Annotated in this window: 13 protein-coding genes and 1 tRNA gene; 6 read left to right on the forward strand and 8 right to left on the reverse strand. The window is 75.9% G+C overall.

The annotated features are described in order from the left end of the window. Positions 1–5 precede the first annotated feature (5 nt). Positions 6–698 carry an esterase/lipase family protein gene (locus OG218_RS20775; RefSeq protein ID WP_328295123.1) on the reverse strand — a complete coding sequence of 231 codons (693 nt, stop codon included), beginning with the start codon at positions 696–698 and terminating at the stop codon, positions 6–8. Further along, positions 695–1,498, reverse strand: a complete 804-nt coding sequence (locus OG218_RS20780; RefSeq protein ID WP_328295124.1) for an alpha/beta fold hydrolase — start codon at positions 1,496–1,498, stop codon at positions 695–697. Before OG218_RS20780 ends, OG218_RS20775 begins: the two co-directional genes overlap by 4 nt. Positions 1,499–1,557: 59 nt before the next feature. On the opposite strand from OG218_RS20780, the gene OG218_RS20785 reads away from it, so the two are divergent. Then, the gene (locus OG218_RS20785) at positions 1,558–2,115 is read left to right on the forward strand and encodes a hypothetical protein (protein ID WP_328295125.1); all 558 of its coding nucleotides are present in this window, start codon (positions 1,558–1,560) and stop codon (positions 2,113–2,115) included. 49 nt (positions 2,116–2,164) lie between these two features. Here the strand turns inward: OG218_RS20785 and OG218_RS20790 are convergent. Next, positions 2,165–2,240, reverse strand: a tRNA-Arg gene (locus tag OG218_RS20790). A 285-nt stretch (positions 2,241–2,525) separates the two neighbouring features. Between OG218_RS20790 and OG218_RS20795 the strand changes: the two genes are divergently transcribed. Further along, complete coding sequence (locus OG218_RS20795; protein WP_328295126.1) at positions 2,526–2,951, forward strand: hypothetical protein; 426 nt, start codon at positions 2,526–2,528, stop codon at positions 2,949–2,951. Here the strand turns inward: OG218_RS20795 and OG218_RS20800 are convergent. Together OG218_RS20800 and OG218_RS20805 are read right to left on the reverse strand one after the other, a co-directional pair. After that, positions 2,948–3,847, reverse strand: a complete 900-nt coding sequence (locus tag OG218_RS20800) for an NAD(P)H-hydrate dehydratase (RefSeq protein ID WP_328295127.1) — start codon at positions 3,845–3,847, stop codon at positions 2,948–2,950. The genes OG218_RS20795 and OG218_RS20800 overlap by 4 nt on opposite strands. Beyond that, on the reverse strand, positions 3,847–4,605 hold the full coding sequence (locus OG218_RS20805) for a histidine phosphatase family protein (protein WP_328295128.1): 759 nt from the start codon (positions 4,603–4,605) through the stop codon (positions 3,847–3,849). The genes OG218_RS20800 and OG218_RS20805 overlap by 1 nt, the downstream gene beginning before the upstream one ends. A 156-nt stretch (positions 4,606–4,761) precedes the next feature. Here OG218_RS20805 and OG218_RS20810 point away from each other — a divergent pair, with 156 nt between their 5' ends. The 4 genes from OG218_RS20810 to OG218_RS20825 all read left to right on the forward strand — a co-directional run bounded on the left by OG218_RS20810 (position 4,762) and on the right by OG218_RS20825 (position 12,694). Next, a complete protein-coding gene (locus OG218_RS20810; RefSeq protein WP_328295129.1) occupies positions 4,762–6,450 on the forward strand; it encodes a PP2C family protein-serine/threonine phosphatase in 1,689 nt (562 codons plus the stop codon). A 35-nt stretch (positions 6,451–6,485) separates the two neighbouring features. Next, complete coding sequence (locus OG218_RS20815; RefSeq protein WP_328295130.1) at positions 6,486–10,166, forward strand: hypothetical protein; 3,681 nt, start codon at positions 6,486–6,488, stop codon at positions 10,164–10,166. Further along, positions 10,163–10,363, forward strand: a complete 201-nt coding sequence (locus OG218_RS20820; protein WP_328295131.1) for a hypothetical protein — start codon at positions 10,163–10,165, stop codon at positions 10,361–10,363. The genes OG218_RS20815 and OG218_RS20820 overlap by 4 nt, the downstream gene beginning before the upstream one ends. A gap of 243 nt (positions 10,364–10,606) precedes the next feature. After that, positions 10,607–12,694 carry a putative bifunctional diguanylate cyclase/phosphodiesterase gene (locus tag OG218_RS20825; protein ID WP_328295132.1) on the forward strand — a complete coding sequence of 696 codons (2,088 nt, stop codon included), beginning with the start codon at positions 10,607–10,609 and terminating at the stop codon, positions 12,692–12,694. An 8-nt stretch (positions 12,695–12,702) separates the two neighbouring features. On the opposite strand, the gene OG218_RS20830 is transcribed toward OG218_RS20825, so the two are convergent. The 3 genes from OG218_RS20830 to OG218_RS20845 form a co-directional block, all read right to left on the reverse strand. Next, complete coding sequence (locus tag OG218_RS20830) at positions 12,703–13,407, reverse strand: SAF domain-containing protein (RefSeq protein WP_328295133.1); 705 nt, start codon at positions 13,405–13,407, stop codon at positions 12,703–12,705. Between the two features lie 97 nt (positions 13,408–13,504). Beyond that, on the reverse strand, positions 13,505–13,873 hold the full coding sequence (locus OG218_RS26705) for an FmdB family zinc ribbon protein (RefSeq protein WP_442906411.1): 369 nt from the start codon (positions 13,871–13,873) through the stop codon (positions 13,505–13,507). An 85-nt stretch (positions 13,874–13,958) separates the two neighbouring features. Then, positions 13,959–16,919: a phosphodiester glycosidase family protein gene (locus tag OG218_RS20845; RefSeq protein WP_328295134.1), complete on the reverse strand. Its 2,961-nt coding sequence runs from the start codon at positions 16,917–16,919 to the stop codon at positions 13,959–13,961. Between the last annotated feature and the right edge of the window lie 13 nt (positions 16,920–16,932).

The following is a 16,932-nucleotide window of genomic DNA, read 5'->3' on the forward strand; positions in this document are numbered from 1 at the left end:
CGGGGTCACGGCTCGTGCGGGCGTCGACCGGGGCCGCTGAAACCGTCGACGGCCCGCACCACCGCCGCGTGCAGGTCCGCGTCGCCGAGCGGGCGGAAGTGCCCGTCGAGGGGGAGCTCCACCTCGACGGCGCCGGTCAGGGCCGGGGTCGCCGCGTCGCGGGGGACGTGCGGGTCGAACCTGGGACGCAGGGCGACGATGCGGGAGTGCGAGCTCACGTCCGCGGCGAGTTCGCGCAGGGCGGGGTCGCGGGGGGACAGCCTGCGGACCGGACGGGCCGGGAACCAGGTGGCGTAGCGGGACCCCGCGAACGGCGTGGCGAACGTGACGATCCCGGCGATGCGGTCCCCGGCGAGGGGGAGGGCGGCCTTGGCGATGAGACCGCCCTTGGAGTGGGCGACGACGACCACGTCGTGCAGGTCGAGCGCGTCGAGCCGGTCGGCGACGAGGCGCGCGGCCACGTCCACGTCGGCGGAGTTCGTCCCGAGGCCCGGGACGACGCGGACGGGGTGACCGGCCCGGTGCAGGGCGTCGCCGAGTTCGCGCAGGACGGCCCAGCCCTCCCAGATCCCCGGCAGCAGCAGGACCGTCGCGCCCGCACCGGACCCCCACCGCCCGGGGTCGGGAGGTGCGAGGAACGCCCGGGCCTGGGCGGCGACGATCCACGCGTAGTCGGCGACGCGGACCCGGAGGCTCACTGCTGCACGAGGTCTGCGAGGTGGGCGTGGACGTCGCGGGCGTGGTCGAAGACGACGGAGTGCGCCGCGCCGGGAACCTCGGCCCAGCTGCCCCGGCGTGCCCTCCCGGCGAGCATCTGCGTCCAGACCTCCGGGGCGACGGCGTCGTGACCGCCGCGCAGGACGAGGACGGGGACCTCGATCAGGCCGATCCGGTCCTCGATGGGGTAGCGCATCATCGCGGGCAGCGTGTGCGCGAACCAGCGCCACCCGCAGCGCACGTAGCCCCGGATCGACATCGACCGCACCGCCGCGGGTTCGAAGACGGCCGACTGCAGCAGTCGCCACCCCTGGCGCGCGACCGAGCGTTCGTCGGAGTTCACCGGCGGACCGATGAGCGCGACGTGCGCGGCGATCCCCGGATCCTGCACGGCGGCCTCCGTGACGACCTGCGCACCCATCGACTGCCCGATCAGCAGGACGCGGGACATCCCCTCGCGTCGGACCCAGGACGCCACGAGGGCGCCCAGGTCCTCGGTGGAGAGCGGGTGGTCCGGGTGCGGAACGCCGGCGAAGCCGGGGAGTTCGAGCAGTCGGACGGTGCCGAGGCGGGCCAGGACCAGCGCGAGCCGCTGGAAGTAGGCCGAGGACACCCCGAGCCCGTGGATCAGCACGACGTCGTGGCGCTCGTCGGGGCCGAGATCCTCGGTCTCGGCGATCCACATGGTCCAGGTGCGCAACCAGACGTCGTCGTGCCGGAACCGGTCGATGCGCACGGTCAGGCCGTCGGGCATGTCGGCGGGGGTGAGGCGGTGGGGCACGCCGCATCCTCCCGCGCCCCTCGGCGGCGGGCTGCGGTGACCTCGCGGAGGATGTCGGGGTGGAGGAGGAACCGGTCGTCCTGGGGGCCGTCGGGATCCGACGTGCGGTGGTGACCGCGGTCGGGGCCCTCGTCGTGGTCGGGGTGCTGGCCTGGTGGAACCCCTGGGGGGCCGCGGGGGTCTTCGGCTACGTCGGCGGCTACGTCGTCCTGGCCGCCCTCTGCGTCGTCTGGTCGGTGCTGGTCCACCGCGCCGACCGGGTCCGGTTGGAGGCGGAGGCCGTCGTCGTTGTCCGCCGGAGCGGGGAGACCTCCTACCCGTGGGCCGAGGTGCTCGAGGTGTCCTGGTCGACGACGACCTGGCCCTACGCCGGCAGCGGTCCGGTCCTGCGCCTGCGCGGCGGGGCCTACGACACCCCCGGGCCGAACGCCCCGGCGCAGATCGCGAGCCTGCCCGTCTTCGGGCGCGGTGCCGGGGAGAGCGTGGCGCTGCTGCGGCGGGCCGCCGGGGCGCACGGCGTCACCTACACCCCGAAGCTCATCGAACTCATCACGACGGGCAAGCGGAGCCCCCGGCTCCCGGGGGAGCGGCGCGATGCCCGTGGCGGGTCCCTCTGAGCCGCCGGAACCCGGGGCGCGACGGGTGACCGCACGGCGATCACGGACCTGGTGCCCCCAGCAGGATTCGAACCTGCGACACACGGTTTAGGAAACCGATGCTCTATCCCCTGAGCTATGGGGGCGCGGAGCCAGCCTACCGGGGGAGGGACCGCGCGCCGCGGCGTGGTTCCGGGATCGCGCCCCACTGCGTCCGACCTCGTCGAACTACGACAGAGCGTCGTTGGAAACCTCCTGCGCTGCAAGCGAACGCAGAGGGCTCCCGGTGCCCCCGTGGTCACCGCTGCCCCGAACAGGTGCCTAGACTCAAGTCGTACAGAACAGCGACCGATGGCCTCACTGGTTGTCGGTAACGAGTCGACGGGGACTCCGGCACCAGGTCGATGTCGTCAACCGAGGAGTAACCGGAAATGCCCGCCACCCAGCTCCGCAACGACTCGCGCGCCACCCTTCGCGGTGACGTCCCCGCTCAGCGCCGCGCCCCCCGCCAGCAGGCCGCCGTCGCCGCCCTCGACGCCGCCCTCCAGGAGTCGGGCTGCATCCTGGTCTCGACCACGGTCGTCGAGACCGGCTGCACCATCGCCTTCTACGACGCCCGTTCGCTCGGTCGGGCCGTCGACGTGATCGCCTCCGCGGCCACCGCGTCCGGCGACACCGCCCTTGCCGCCCGCGCCCGCCAGCAGGGCGCGGACGCGTGGAAGGTCACCGCGCAGCCGCAGACGTGGGACGCCGCCGAAGGCGACCCCCGCGCCTGCGACATCCGGTCCTCCACCAGCTGGCGCCTCGACATCCCGCTGAGCGACCTGGTCCCCAGCGCCGCCGCGCTGCTCGCCTAGACCTCGATCTCCGCGAGGACCGGCGGCACCTGCGCCGGCAGCTCGCGGGCGAGGAACCCGAGACGGCCCACCGAGCTGGCCAACCGGTCACCCGCACGTCCGTGCAGGTGAGCGGCCCACACGGCCGCCTGGACGGGGTCCGCGCCCCGTGCGCACAACCCGGTGACGATCCCCGCGAGGACGTCACCGGACCCGGACACCCCGAGACCGGCACCGCCGGAGGGGTCGCGCCAGCACCGACCGTCGGGAGCCGCGATCCACGACTCCCCGCCCCCGGCCGCCACGGCGCACCGGCTGCGACGGGCGAGCTCGACCGTCGCCCCGGCCACGTCCCGCTCCACCTCCTCGGGCTCGGCGTCCAGCACGATCGCCAGCTCCGACAGGTTCGGGGTCAGCACCGCGCCACCCTCCAGGTGGTGCAGGAACGTGACGTCCGCGGTCACCGGCGCCAACCCCAGGGCGTCGAGGACGACGACGGTGCGCAGCCGGGGGACGAGCTGCGACAACAGCGACCGCACGTCCTCCTCGCCGATCGCCCCGACCCCCAGCAACGCCGCGTGGGCCCCCTCGACGAGCTCGGACAGCTCACCACCCTCGGCCCCGCACGCCGGGTCGATCCCGCCCTCGCCCGTCTCGGGCAGGGGCAGCACCAGCGCCTCCGGCAGGGCGATCCCCATCGGGGCGGCCGTCGTCGTCGTCGTCGCGACCTGCAGCTTCCCCGCTCCGCACCGCAGGGCCGACTCCGCGGCCAGCAGGACCGCACCCGGGGTCCGCGTGCTGCCGCCGACCACGACCGTCCGGCCGCGGGACTCCTTCCCGGTACCGGGTGGTGGCAGCGGCCACTCGCGCAGGACCGCGGAGGTCACCGTCACCGCCCGGTCGGACGCGTTGCTCATCAGGACCTCGGTTCGTCGTCGACGTCGTCATCGGTCACCTTCACGTCCGCGACGGCCCGCGTGTCACCCGCCGCCCGCAGCTCCAGACCGCCGAGACCGGCCGCGTAGGAGGTCACCGAGCAGTTGGCCAGCGGGTGCTCGGCGTCGATCGCCAGCAGGCTGCGCTCGTCGAGACCCTCCAGCACCAGCCGGAAGTTCATGATCACCGCCTGGTGGGACACCAGGAGTACCCGCCGGCCCGGGTGCTCCTCGCGCAGCGAGGACAGCACGCTGCGGACCCGCAGCGCGACGTCGCACCAGCTCTCACCACCCGGCGGCCGGTAGTAGAACTTCCCGATCCGCTGCCTGCGGGCGGCCTCCTCGGGGAAGCGGGCCCGGACCCCGGCGCCGGTCAGCCCGTCCCACCAGCCGAGGTCGCGTTCCCGCAGCCGCTCGTCGGTCCGCGGGGTCGCCACGTCGTGGCCCGCCTCCCGCGCCGCGTCGACGATCGCGAGCGCCGTGCGGTGAGCCCGCTCGTAGGGCGAGCAGACCACGACCTCCGGCGGCGAGGGAGCCTCCGACGCCGTCGCCAGCCAGTGGCCGACGGCCTGGGCCTGGGCGCGACCGAGGGGGGAGAGCGGGACGTCGGCGTCCCGCTCGGCGATGTCCACCACCTCGGAGCGCGTCGCGTAGGCGTGCGCGTCGGCGAGGTTCCCCGTGGACTGCCCGTGACGGACGAGGACGAGTTCGGTGGGCCAGGGGCGGTCGGGAGCGATCACGGCTCCACCCTCACCCGCCCCGCGCCCCGGTGCCTCCCGAGGACGGCTCTGACCCCTTCGGTGGACGGGGATGACGGGAACGGGGGTGGGGATGACAAGGTGTGACCCACCCACGGCGGTGATCGTCACCGTCACGGGCCGGGCGAGGGGGTAGCCGTGACGAGGACGTGGCACCGCCTCATGACGCGGACGTCGCTGCAGCGACGGGTGTCCGTCATGGGGCTGTCGTTCCTCGTCGTCGTGCTCGTGCTCACGCTCGTCCTCGCGTGGAGCCTCATCGCCTCCGCCGTGCAGTCGCAGCCACGCCCCGTGGAGAGCGAGTTCGAGGGCGGCTTCCGCACCCGGGTCAGCGCCTTCCAGGACGACCTCGTCGCCGCCCAGACGGCGCACCAGCTCTACATCACCTCTGACACCGCGAGCTTCCCGGGCCGCACTGCGGACCGCGAGGCCGCGCTCGAGAAGTACGACCGCGACCGGGCGGCCCTCGTCTCCGACCTGTCGCGCAAAGACCCGCCGGACGCTGTCCTGACGACCCTCGGGACGAAGGTCCCCCGCCAGCTCGCGGTCGTGCTCGACCAGGCGGCCCAGTGGCGTCAGGTCATCGACACCCAGGCCGGTTTCAAGCAGCGCGCGGACCAGGCGGGGCTCAGTGGCTCGATCGTCAACGCGCCCGCTGCTGCGGCGTTCTCTTCGCTTTACGGCGATCTCGAGGCGCTGCGCACGACGCTCGACGACCGGCGATCCACCGCGGTCCGGGAGTTCCGGGGTGAGCGCAACCAGTTCCGGTACGTCCAGTTCCTCGTCGCCGCCATCGCCCTGCTCCTCGTGCCGCTGGCTCTGTACCTGGTGCGGCGTTGGGTGATCCACCCCCTCGGCTCGCTGTCCGAGCAGCTGGTGAAGGTGGGCGAGGGGGACCTGCAGACGCCCATCGCGCTGCCCGGCCCGCCCGAACTCGCCGCCGTCGCCGCGTCCGCGGAGATGATGCGCAAGCGGATCCTCGACGAACTCGCCGACGCGGTCTCCGCCCGGGAGGCCCTCAAGCAGGGGCAGCCGCTGGTCGCCGAGGTCCGCGACCAGCTGAGCGCCCACGAACTGCCCGTCGTCGTCGGCTGGTCCTCCGCCGCCGCGCTGCGCCCGGCCGAGGGGCTGCTCGCCGGCGACTGGTACGACGTGCTCCCCCTGCCCGACGGCCGCTTCGCCGTCGTCGTCGCCGACGTCTCCGGCCACGGGGCGCGCGCCGGGATCGTCGCCATCCAGCTGAAGCGGCTGCTCGAGGCGGCCCTGCACCTCTCACCCGAACCCGACCTCGCGCTGGCCATGGCCGCACGCGTCTTCTCCGACGAGGCCGAGCGGTTCGCCAGCTGTGTCGTCGTGGTCGTCGACCCCGACTCCGGCACCGTCCGCTACGCCAACGCCGGGCACCCCGCGCCCCTGGTGCTGCGCCGCGACGACTCCGTCGCCGGCGGGGTGCGGGTGGTCACCGAACTCGAACCCACCGGCCCGCTGCTGTCCTGGCTGCACCTGGACGTCCCCGGCAGCTGGCACACCGAGACGGCGTCCATGGCCCCGGGCTCGTTGCTCGTCGTCTTCACCGACGGCCTCACCGAGGCCCGGCCCACCGGCAGCACGGAGGAGCTCGGCATCGAAGGAGTCCTCGCGGCGCTGGGCGAGCTGCCGGAGCTGACCCCGCAGGCCCTCGTCGACGAGGCCCTCGACGTCGCCCGTCGCTACAGCGGTGGCCGGGCGCGCGACGACGTCACCCTGGTGGCGCTCTCCCGCGGGTCCGTGCTCACGTCCGCGGGCGTCCCGGCCATGCGCGACGGCACGCACGAGCCCCACGCCTGAGCGGATCACGGCGCGCGGACGCCTATCGTTGGTGTGTGACACCTTCCCCCGCGATCGGCCCCGACTCGACACGTCGGCGCTGGTGGGCGGAGGCCGAGGTCCTCGGCGGCACGTCCGGTCTGCTGGACTGCCCCGTCGGCACCGACGCCGTGCTCGACCTCACCACCGCCCACCCCTCCGGACTCGCCCAGCTGCTCGCCGGTGGTCCCGCCCCGCTGTCCAGCCTCGTGCGCGAGGCCGGTGCCTTCGCCGAGGCCCGCCGCCGGGCCCGGACCACCCACCGCGTCGCCGGGGCGCTCCTCGCCCAGCGCGGCACCCGATCGCTCGCCGTCGCCGTCGGCACGGTGGGGTGGTCGCTGGCGGGGGAGAGCAGCGCCGATGAACTGGCCGAAGGGTCCGTCCCGGTCCTGCGCACCCCCCGTCGCACGCCCGTCCTGCTGCGCCGCTGCACGGTGACCCCCTCGACGGAGGCCCTCGACGACTTCGTCGTCCAGCTGGTCCCCGAGGTGATCGTCAACCCCGTCCTCGTCCGCGTCGCCCGCGACGAGCTCGGCATCGCGCTCGACACCCGCCGCATCGCCTCCGCCGTCGGCGCGCACTGGGGCTTCGACCCCAACCCCGCCATGGACGAACTGCGCCGTCAGCTCGCGGGCACCACCGGGCTGCGGGTGGAGCGCCGGTTGGTGCTCGCCACCTTCGCGGACCCCGGCGCCGACCTGCTCGCCGACCTGCGTCGCCGTGGCGCCGTGGTGCGCGACCACCGGATCGTCTCGGCGCTCGCCGCCGGGCAGCCCGTCGAGCCCCCGGAGGACGACCCCCGGGCCGTCGTCGTCCCCGCCGACGAGATCGGCATCGCCCTCGACCCCGCCCAGCGGCGCGCCGTCGACGCGGTGCTCGCCGGCGGCGACCTGCGCCTGCACGCCCCGACGGGGACGGGGGCCACCCAGGTCGCGGCGGCCGTCATCGCCGCGACCGTCGCCGCGGGAGCGCGCGTGCTGCTCGTGGCCGACTCCGCCGCCGACCGTCGCGCGATCGACGAACGCCTGCGCGACAACGGCTTCGGACGGCTGGTGCTGCACCTCGTGGCCGACCTCGACCCCCGGGCCGGCGAGACCGACGCCCGCGACCAGGTCGCTGCCGCCCGCCGCGAGGTCGCGGCCCGCGACGCCGCCGAGCGTCCCTCCGGTGCGCTGCCCGACGTCGCCGGGCCCGCCCGCGCGCTGGAGGACCACGCCCAGGCCATGCACCGTCCCCGCGCGCCGTGGGGGGTCAGCGTCCACGAGGCCATGGAGTCGCTCGTCGCCCTCGGCGAGCGCGACGTCCCGCCGACGACCTCCCGTCGGCTGCGGGGTGAGGACCTCGCCGCGTGCTCCCGCGAGGACGTGACGCGCTGGTCGGGCGTCCTCGAGGAGGCCGTCGACCTCGGCGCGTTCACCGTCGGGCCGGGCAGCACGCCCTGGGCCGGAGCCCGGCTGCGCAGCGACGAGACGGCCGCGCAGGCGCTGGCCCGCGTCGACGGGCTCGTCGGGGTCCGGCTGCCCTCGGTGCGCGCCCTGCTCGCCACGGTCTGCGACGCCGCCGGTCTGCGGGGGGCGTCCTCGGTGTCCGAGGCGGCGGAACGCACCGACCTGCTCGACGGCGTCCGCACGACCATCGGCCGGTTCGGGCCCGAGATCTTCGCGCAGTCCCTGGGGGACGTCGCCGCGGCGACGGCGACGCCGCAGTGGCGACGCGAGCACGAGGTCCGCCTGGGGTTGCTGACCCGGTGGCGGTTGCGCCGGGCGGCCCGGGCGATGCTCCGCCCCGACGTGACCGCCGGGGACTGGGCGACGCTGCACGACTGGCTGCAGCAGGCCCGCAGCCAGCGGATGCGCTGGCAACGCGCCTGCGTGCGGGACAACCCGCCCGCGGTGCCGGCCGACCTGGACGCCCTGGTGGCGGCCGTCGACGACCTCCGTCACGAGCTGGAGGCCCTCGGCGAGGTTCTGCCGCCCCGTTCCTGGGCCGAGCTCGGCGCGGACTCCCTCCTCGAGGTCCAGCTCCCCGAACTGACGGCGCTGCTGCGCCGCCTCGTCGCCGACGCCGCGGCCCTGGACACGCTGCCCCGGCGCACCGTGCTCCTCGAGGAGCTCACCGCCGCGGGCTGGGGTGGTCTGCTCGAGGACCTCGAGGCGCGCTGGGCGGGACCCGGCAGCCTGCACCTGCCCTCCGAGGTGGAGGCGGCCTGGTGGGCCGGGATCCTCGACACGATCTCCATGACCGACCCGCTCGTCGGGACGGGGGAGGCGGGATCGCTGCGCCGGGCCCGCTACGAGCTGCAGCTCGCCGCCGTCGCCGGACGGGGCCTGCGTGCCGCCGCGGTGCGCTCCGCGCTCGACGCCCGCAGCACCTCCGACCACGAGGTCCTGCCGGTCACGGCGATGTCCGCGGCCGGGGTCGCCGCGCTGGCCGACCGCGTCGAGGAGGCCGACCTGCTGGTCGTCCTCGGCGCCCAGGCCACCACCACGGCCGCCGTCCTGCCCGCGCTCTCCCGCGGTCGCCGGCTGCTCGTCGTCGGCGACCCCGCGCTGCCCGGTCCGGCCGACGTCCTCACGGCGTCGGAACGTCAGGACGAGCCGCAGGCCAGCAGGGTCAGCTTCTTCGCCGACACCGAGGGGTTGCTCCCCACTCTGCAGCTGGACCGCCAGCACGCCCTCCTCGACGACGGTCTCCTCCACGACGTCCCCGCGGGACTGGCTGCGGTGCAGGAGGTCTCGTTGCCCGGACCCGGGCTCGACGCCCGGGCCGTGGCCCGCACCTCGCACCGTCCGCCCGGTGCGCGCCGCGGTCCCGACGCGCTCGTGGACCTCGTCGCCGACCGGGCTCTCGCCGCGCTGCGCGCCCACCCCGAGGAGTCCCTCGGGATCGTCGTCCCGGACGCGGCCGGTGCGGAACTCCTCGCCGACGCCGTCCGTCGCCGCGCTCTCGCCGAGGGACTCCCGCTGGCCGTCGGACGGGAGGCGCTGCTCGTCGCGACCCCGGCCCGCTGGGCGGGGGAGCGGCGCGACCACGTGCTCGTCGTCGCCGACGCCGTCCTCAACGGCGCGGGTCTGGGGGTGGCGGGCGACCCCGTCGCCGGCCGCGCGCAGGTCTGGATGGCGCTGACCCGTCCCCGGCTGCGCACCACCCTCGTCCTCGACGACTCCGGCTGGTCGGCCGAACAGGGTGCCGACGACGTCGCCACCCAGGCCCGTCGGATGCTCGCCCGCCTCGCGCTGTCCTGGGAGGAGTACCCCGAACCGCTCGAGCGTCCCGGCGCCTCGGCCCTCGTGCGCTCGCTCGCCGCGGCGTGCCGGGCCCTCGGGTTGCCCGTGGAGTGCGGGGTCGGGGCCTCCCGCCGGCTGGCGATGGCCGTGCGCGACCAGCGCGCCCGGGCCGGGGTGGGTCCGGGTCTCGTGGTCGAGGTCGACGACCCGGCGTGGGCGGCGGCCGGTCTGCTGGACCGCGAGGTCGACGGGCCGACGGAGTTCGAGCGTCGCGGGTGGCGCTACGTCCGGGTCCTGGAGTCCGACGTCTTCGCCGACGTCGACGCCGAGGCCGACCGGATCGCCCGGCTCTGGCGCGAGGCGCTCGCCGACACGGGACACGACCTGCCCTGGGTCGTCGACGTCACGGACCCGGGCGTGGAGTTCGACCTCGCCGCGGGTGTCGAGGACGTCGCGCGGGACGCGTCGTGATCCCGCGCGACGGCGAGCCCACCGAGCCCACCGAGTCCGTCGAGCCCACCGCACCCGAGGTGCCCGCGGAGCCGCGGGAGGCGCCGCTGGAGGACGAACGGTCCGGCGACGACCGCGACGAGGGCTGGGGCGAGCGGTCCGGCGGCGGCTTCGACGACGACTGGTACCTCTCGCAGCGCCCTCCGCACTGGGACTGACCGCACGCTCGTCGTTGCGCGAACGCACAGCGGGTGATCATCCACTCGCTGTCCGGCAGCTGTGGATGACTGCGCGCTCAACCAGAATGACTCTGGGTCGAAAGTTGGGATTCGACGGCCTCCGGGACTTCTGCACAGCGCCCGCCTGCACCCATCATGGGCGCGGAACCTCGACCGGTGCCCCCCGGACGGGGGACGACCACGACACGTGGACGGTCCCTCGAGGACGGCGGAAGGTGGAGGATGCAGCGCTCGTCGGCCACCCTCGTGGCCCCACGCCCGGTCCCCGTCCCCGCCGGCCGTCCCGCCGTCGGGGTTCCTGCCGGCGTTCGGAACGCCGTCGTCGTCGTGCTGGCCCTCGCCGTGGTCCTCGCGGCCGTCCTCCTCGGGGCGCGCTCCCCGGCCCCCTGGCACGCGTCCGCCTTCTCCTTCGTGCTCGCCCTCGTCGTCCTGGTCGCGGAGTCCCGGTCGGTCACCCGCCGCACCTGCGGCGCCGACGTGCTGCCCGTCTCCTGGGGCTTCCTCGTCGCCCTCGTCGCCCTCGGGCCGTTGTCCCTCGCCCTGGCCGTCCGTGCCGTCCCCGCGCTGGTGCGTGACGTGCGCCGAGGCCGGGGGCCTCGGGCCCTCGTCGCCGGGATCGCCACCTCCGTGGTCGGCGTCCTGGTCTGCCACATCGTCATCGGCGCGCTGGTGGGAGCCGACACCGCCTCGGGGACCACGCTCCGATCGCCCGAGCAGTGGCCTGCCGTCCTCGCCGGTGGGGCCGCCGGACTCGCCGCGCAGGGCCTCGTCGGGCTGCTCTCCCGCCGGGTCCTCACCCGCCCTCCCCGCCGACCGCTGCGCACCGGTTCGGCCTCGGGCGCGCTGCTGTCGCTGGCCGTGATCGCCTCGGCTCCCGTGCTCGCCGTCAGCGCCGAGGGCGGGCCCTGGCTGCTGCTGCTCGTCTGCGTCCCCCTCGGCGTCCTGCTCGTCAGCGCGGTGCTCGCCCGGCGTCACGAACGACGCGCCGCGGTCGACGACCTCACCGGCCTGCCCAACCGCGAGGCCCTGCTCACCGCCACGGCCCGCGCGCTGCGTGGGGTCGGAGGCGGTGCCCGCGGCGGCCCGGGCCTGCTCGTCGTCGACCTCGACCACTTCAAGGACGTCAACGACACCCTCGGCCACCCCGTCGGTGACGCGCTGCTGCGCGAGGTCGCGGAACGCCTCGTCGCCCTGGCCCCCTCCGACGCCGTCGTCGCCCGCCTCGGTGGCGACGAGTTCGGTCTGCTGGTCGTCGCCGCGGCCGACGCGGAGGCGCTCGCCGCGGCCGTCGTCGAGGAGATGTCCCGGCCGCTGCGGGTGGGCGACCTGCAGGTCCTGCTCCCTGCGAGCGTCGGCGTCGCCCTGGCCCCCGAGCACGGGACGAACGCGCCTTCCCTGCTCAAGAGCGCCGACGTCGCGCTCTACCAGGCCAAGGAGGTCCGCGGCCGGTACCGCACCTACGCGGGCCGGCACGACGTCAACAGCGTCGAGCGGCTGCGACTCCTCGGGGACCTCGGCCGCGCCGTCGACCGCGGTGAGCTCTACGTCCGCTACCAACCGCAGATCGACCCGCGCACCGGGGTCGTCGTCGGGGCCGAGGCCCTCGTCCGCTGGCAGCACCCCGAGCTCGGCGCCGTCGCCCCCGACCGGTTCATCCCGCTCGCCGAGCAGTCCGGCCTCGTCGCCGACGTGACCGCCGTCGTCCTCGACCAGGCGCTGGCCGACGTGGCGCGCTGGCGCGCCGCAGGGTTCGGCCCCACCGTGTCGGTCAACCTCTCCGCCCGCCTCCTCACCGACCACGACCTCCTCGCCCTCGTCGCGGGGGCGCTGCACCGCCACGGCGTCGACGCCTCCGCGCTCGTCCTCGAGGTCACCGAGACCGGGATCGTCTCCGACCCCGAACGGGCCGGGGCCGTGGTGCGCCGACTGCGAGCGCTGGGCTGCGGTGTCGCCGTCGACGACTACGGCACCGGCCAGTGCTCGCTCACCTACCTGACCGACCTCGACGTCGACGAGCTGAAGATCGACCGCAGCTTCGTCACCGGGATGACCGTCGACCGCGCCCGCGGCGTCATCGTGCGCTCGACGATCCTCATGGCCCGTGAGCTCGGCCTGCGCGTCGTCGCCGAAGGCGTCGCCGACGCCCCCACCCAGCAGGTCCTCGCCGATCTCGGCTGCCACGTCGCCCAGGGCGAGCACGTCGGCGACCCCATGTCGGCCGACGACGTCCTCCGGATGCTGCGCCGCCGGGTACCGCGACCCATCGGCGCCGTCGTCACTGCCCGCTCGCCGCTGGCCCTGGAGTCCTGAGCGGGCCCTCACGCGCCACGCACCGCGACGACGGTCCGACCCGCCGCCGCCGTCAACCGCGTCGCCGTCGCCGCCTCGACCGCGACCAGCACGCTGCTCCCCGTTCCCGGCGTCCCCGTCGAGGACCCGCCCAGCAGCCCGTCACCCGTCGAGGCGGTCGGTACCCGCAGTACCACCACGTCGCTCGCGATGCGCTCGGCCCCCGTCGCCGCACCCGTGACCGGGTCCTCGGTGCGAGCCAGGACGTCCACGTGCACCCCGGGCCCCAACCCGGCCAGCAGCGCCGGGTCGCCGACGTCCACGGTCACGGCCAGGGTCCCGGCCGGCTGGGCGACCAGCAGCGAGGCCTGCGCGGTCCGGGTGTCGGTGAGCACCTCACCGGTGCGGACGGCGCTCGCGAGCACGGCCCCGGTCACCGCCGACGGGGTGAGGAGCCCGCCGGGCAGGGTGTCCGCCGGTCGCTGCACGCTGCGGACGTCGGAGGGTCCGAGCAGCGCACCCACCGGCAGGTCCCGGGCGGCCACGAGGGCGGTGACCGTCGTGGGGGCGGGAGGAGCGAGGGTGCTGACGGCGATCCCGCCCGCCGCCGCGACGAGACCCGCGGCCAGCCACCGCCGGGTCAGGCGACGCCGGCGGCGGGCGCGGGGCCCCTCGGCGCGCTCGGCGGGCGGGTCCGGCGTGGTGACGGCCGGGCGGAACGTGGTCGAGGGCATGGGCGGACGCTAGGTCCACACCCGGACGCGACAGGGCCCGCCGGCGGTCGGCTGTGGACGACGACCGCTGCGGCGGGCCTGTGGAGACCGCGGTGGCTCAGGCGGCGGAGCTCGACCCGCTGCTCGAGCTGCCCGACGAGCTGCTGGAGCCGGAGCTGCTGGAGCTGCCCGACGAGCTGCTGGTGCTGGAGCTGCCGGTACCGGTGCTGGTGGAGCTCGACGGCGTGCTCGAGCCGGTCGACTCCTTGGGCGTGCTGCTGCTGGACGAGCTCTCCGAGGACGTGGACGAGCTCCGGGAGTCGTTGCGGTAGAAGCCGGACCCCTTGAACACGATCCCGACGTTGTTGAACAGCTTCCGCAGTTGACCGGAGCACTCGGGGCAGACCGTCAGGGTGTCGTCGCTGAAGGACTGGCGGACCTCGAAGGAGTGTCCGCACGACTGGCAGGCGTAGGCGTAGGTGGGCACGCTGTCTCCGTAGCTCCTGGACCCCGGCTGGCACTCGGGGAGTTCGAGTGCCAATGGTACTCGGCGCGCGGGGCTCCCGTGGAGCTCAGCGCACGTCTCGCTCGTACCGGTCGACCAGCGGACCCGACGGCTGGAGCCGCAACCAGCCGTCGTCGGTGCCCGGAGCCGCCGCCCGCGCCGTCGCGGGGAGGCCGGCCCGGTCCGCGGCGACCGAGAGCACCGCGGCGTTCGCCGTCCCCACCCGCAGGACCTCCTCGTCGCGCCGGACCGCTGCGGGGGCGCCACCCTCGACGACGGCGACCCGCACACCGCGAGCCCGCAACGCCTCAGTCCACCGCCCCAGCAGCACCGACTCGTCGGGGTCGGTGAGGGGACCGGCGCTCACGAGCACGACGCTGCGCGAGGCCGCGCCCGCAGCGGCGAGGTCGTCGCGCACCCGGGTCAGGGCGTGGGCGTCGGCGCCGCGGATCGTGCCCGCCCGCGTGGCCACGCTCACGAAGCGCGTCCCCGCCACGTCGACGGCGGTGGCGGGCGGTCCCGTCGAGGAGAGCCCGCCCGCCGCCGGCGTCCCGACCTCACCGTCGCCGGCGATCCAGGTCCAGGACACCGTCGGCGGCAGGCTCCGGGCCAGCACCGCCCGCACGAGGTCGACGTCCTGGGCCGTCCCGGGGGCGGCCACCGAGCCGACGACGTCACCGGCGAGCAGGACCCGTTGCGCGCCGGCGGCGACCACGCGGCGGAGTTCGCCCGCGAGGTGCTCCGCGGAGGAGGGGCGGGCCGCGCTCACCGACGTGCCCGAGACCACCGCGACGCGAGTGGTCCGGGGGCCCGTGGCCGCCGGCGGTCCGAGCGACGGGTCCGGTGCACCCGATCCGGTGGTGGCGACCGGCGGCACCGTGGCCTGCAGGGCCGCGACGTCGAGCGATCCCGCCCGGCGCGCGGCCACCGAGGTCTGGGCGAGGTAGATCCGTTCCAGGGCGACCGAGCGGGCTCCTGCCGGGACCGCGACGCGCACGGTCCGCCAGCCGGTGAAGTCCACGCGGGAGGCGAAGGTGACCGGGCGGAGGGCACCGTCGACGACGAGCTGCCCGCGCAGCCAGCCGCCCTGCCCGTCCCCCCTGACCTGCAGGACGACCTCGCGACCGCCGCTCGGCAGCGGCAGCGGGGCCCGCCCCACCAGGGCCGCCGTGCTCGTGCCCGCCGGCTGTCCGGTGAAGTCGTAGTCCAGGCGCAGCGCCGCCGCGACGCCCGGGAGGTCGGGGACGTCGACCCGGCGCAGCGAGGCGGTCGCCCGGGTCGCGCTCGGCGTCCAGCCCGCGGGGTCGTCGAGCGCGTCCAGCAGGACGGGACGGGTGCCGACCGCGACCGTCGCGGTCGAGGTGAGCCCCGCGGCGCTCAGCCGCAGGTCGACGCTCGCGGGGCCGGCGGCCAGGGCCGTCAGCCGCAGCCGCCCGTCGGGGAGGGGCTCGGCCCGCAGCGCGGCGGGGTCGGTGGCGACGGTGACGTCGGCGGCGCTGAGCGGCGCCGAGCGACCTTCCGCGTCGCGGCCCACGAGGGTCACGTCGGCGACGACCCCGGGGCCGTCGAGGACCGTCGGCGTCTCGAGGTCCACCCGGCGCAGGGGGTTCAGGACCTCGACGTCGAGGGACCCGATCGCGCCGCCGAGGGAGGCGTGCAGGGAGGACAGGCCCGGTGCGGTGCCGCGGACCCGGGCCCCCTCGACCGTGGCGACCGCGCCGTCCGTGCTGGTCAGCACCGGGGTCCCGGGCACGGGGGCGCCCGTGGAGTTCACCGGGACCGCCGCCACGAGACCGGTCAGACCGGGGAACAGGCGGGTCGGGGACCCGTTGCCGCGCAGCACGACCGAGGCGGCGACGGAGGACGCCGCGGCCGGGACCAGGCCGATGGCGTTCGCGACGGGACGTGCGGCGCCGTCGGAGGGGACGGCCACCTCGCTGACTCCCGCCTCGCCCGGTCGGCGGGCGACGAGCTGGGCGGAACCGCCGCCGTCGAGCATGACGGCACCGCGGGCGCCGGCCTGGACCATCCGCTGCGCGGTCTCGACGGCGGTCACCCCGCGCGAGCGGGAGGTGCCGCCGTCGATGGTCAGGAGCAGCAGGTCCCCGCCCGCGCTCCACCCGATCGCGGTCCGGGCGCGCAGGGCCGCCCAGGTCGGGTCCGTCGTGTCGATCGCCGCGACCGCCCCGTCGCGCACGAGTTCGAGGCGGGCGCCGAGGGCGAACCCGCGGGAGCCGGGGGTGAGCGCGTCGTCGCGGACCTGCAGGTCGGTCGTGGCGGGGGTGCCGAGCGTGGTCGCGGCCAGGGCGGTGGCGACCGTGCCGGTGGCGACGAGGACGAACCCGTCCCCCGGGACGGGCGTCGGGCCGGGGGAACGGACCGCGCTGATCCGACCCGAGCGGACCTCCAGCTCGATCCCGGTGGGCGCGGTGAGGGCGCGGTCGCCGCTGCCCCAGGCCGGGGTGAAGAGGGCGAGGGAGTCGGCCGGGACGGTCCGGGTCCCGAGCGCGGCCAGCGGGAGGCTCCGGCCGCCGAGCGATGCGCTGCCCTGCAGCAGGACCTGTCCGAGGCGGCCGACCCAGCCGCTCGCGCCGGCGTCGACGCCGACCGCGGTCTGCGGCTGGGCGTCGGCCTTGAGCGGGGTGCCGTCGAGGACCACGGGTCCGTCCGGCGTGCCGGTGCGGTCGATGTCGAAGAAGTCGCCGTTGACGGCGGCGACCGCGCCGGCGGCGGTGGCGAGGTCGCCGGGGGTCCGGGGGGAGGAGAGGTCCTGCTGGAGCAACCGCGGCGTGGTGGTGGAGCCCGTGCTCAGGCGCAGCAGGGAGCTGCGGACGGGGCCGGTGGCGTCGAGGGTCGTGCGGCGTTCGAGGCTCACCCCGGGGGCGATGCTCTGCTGCTCCGCCGAGACCTCGACGGAGTCGACGGGGTCGAGGGGGTCGGCGAGCGCCGGTGCGGCGGCCGCGGTGGTGAGCAGAGCGCCGAGGAGGGTGGTGCACATCCCGAGGGCGACGGTGCGGAGGGCGCGCATCGCCTCACCGTAG

This window comes from Kineococcus sp. NBC_00420, assembly GCF_036021035.1.
GTDB lineage: Bacteria > Actinomycetota > Actinomycetes > Actinomycetales > Kineococcaceae > Kineococcus.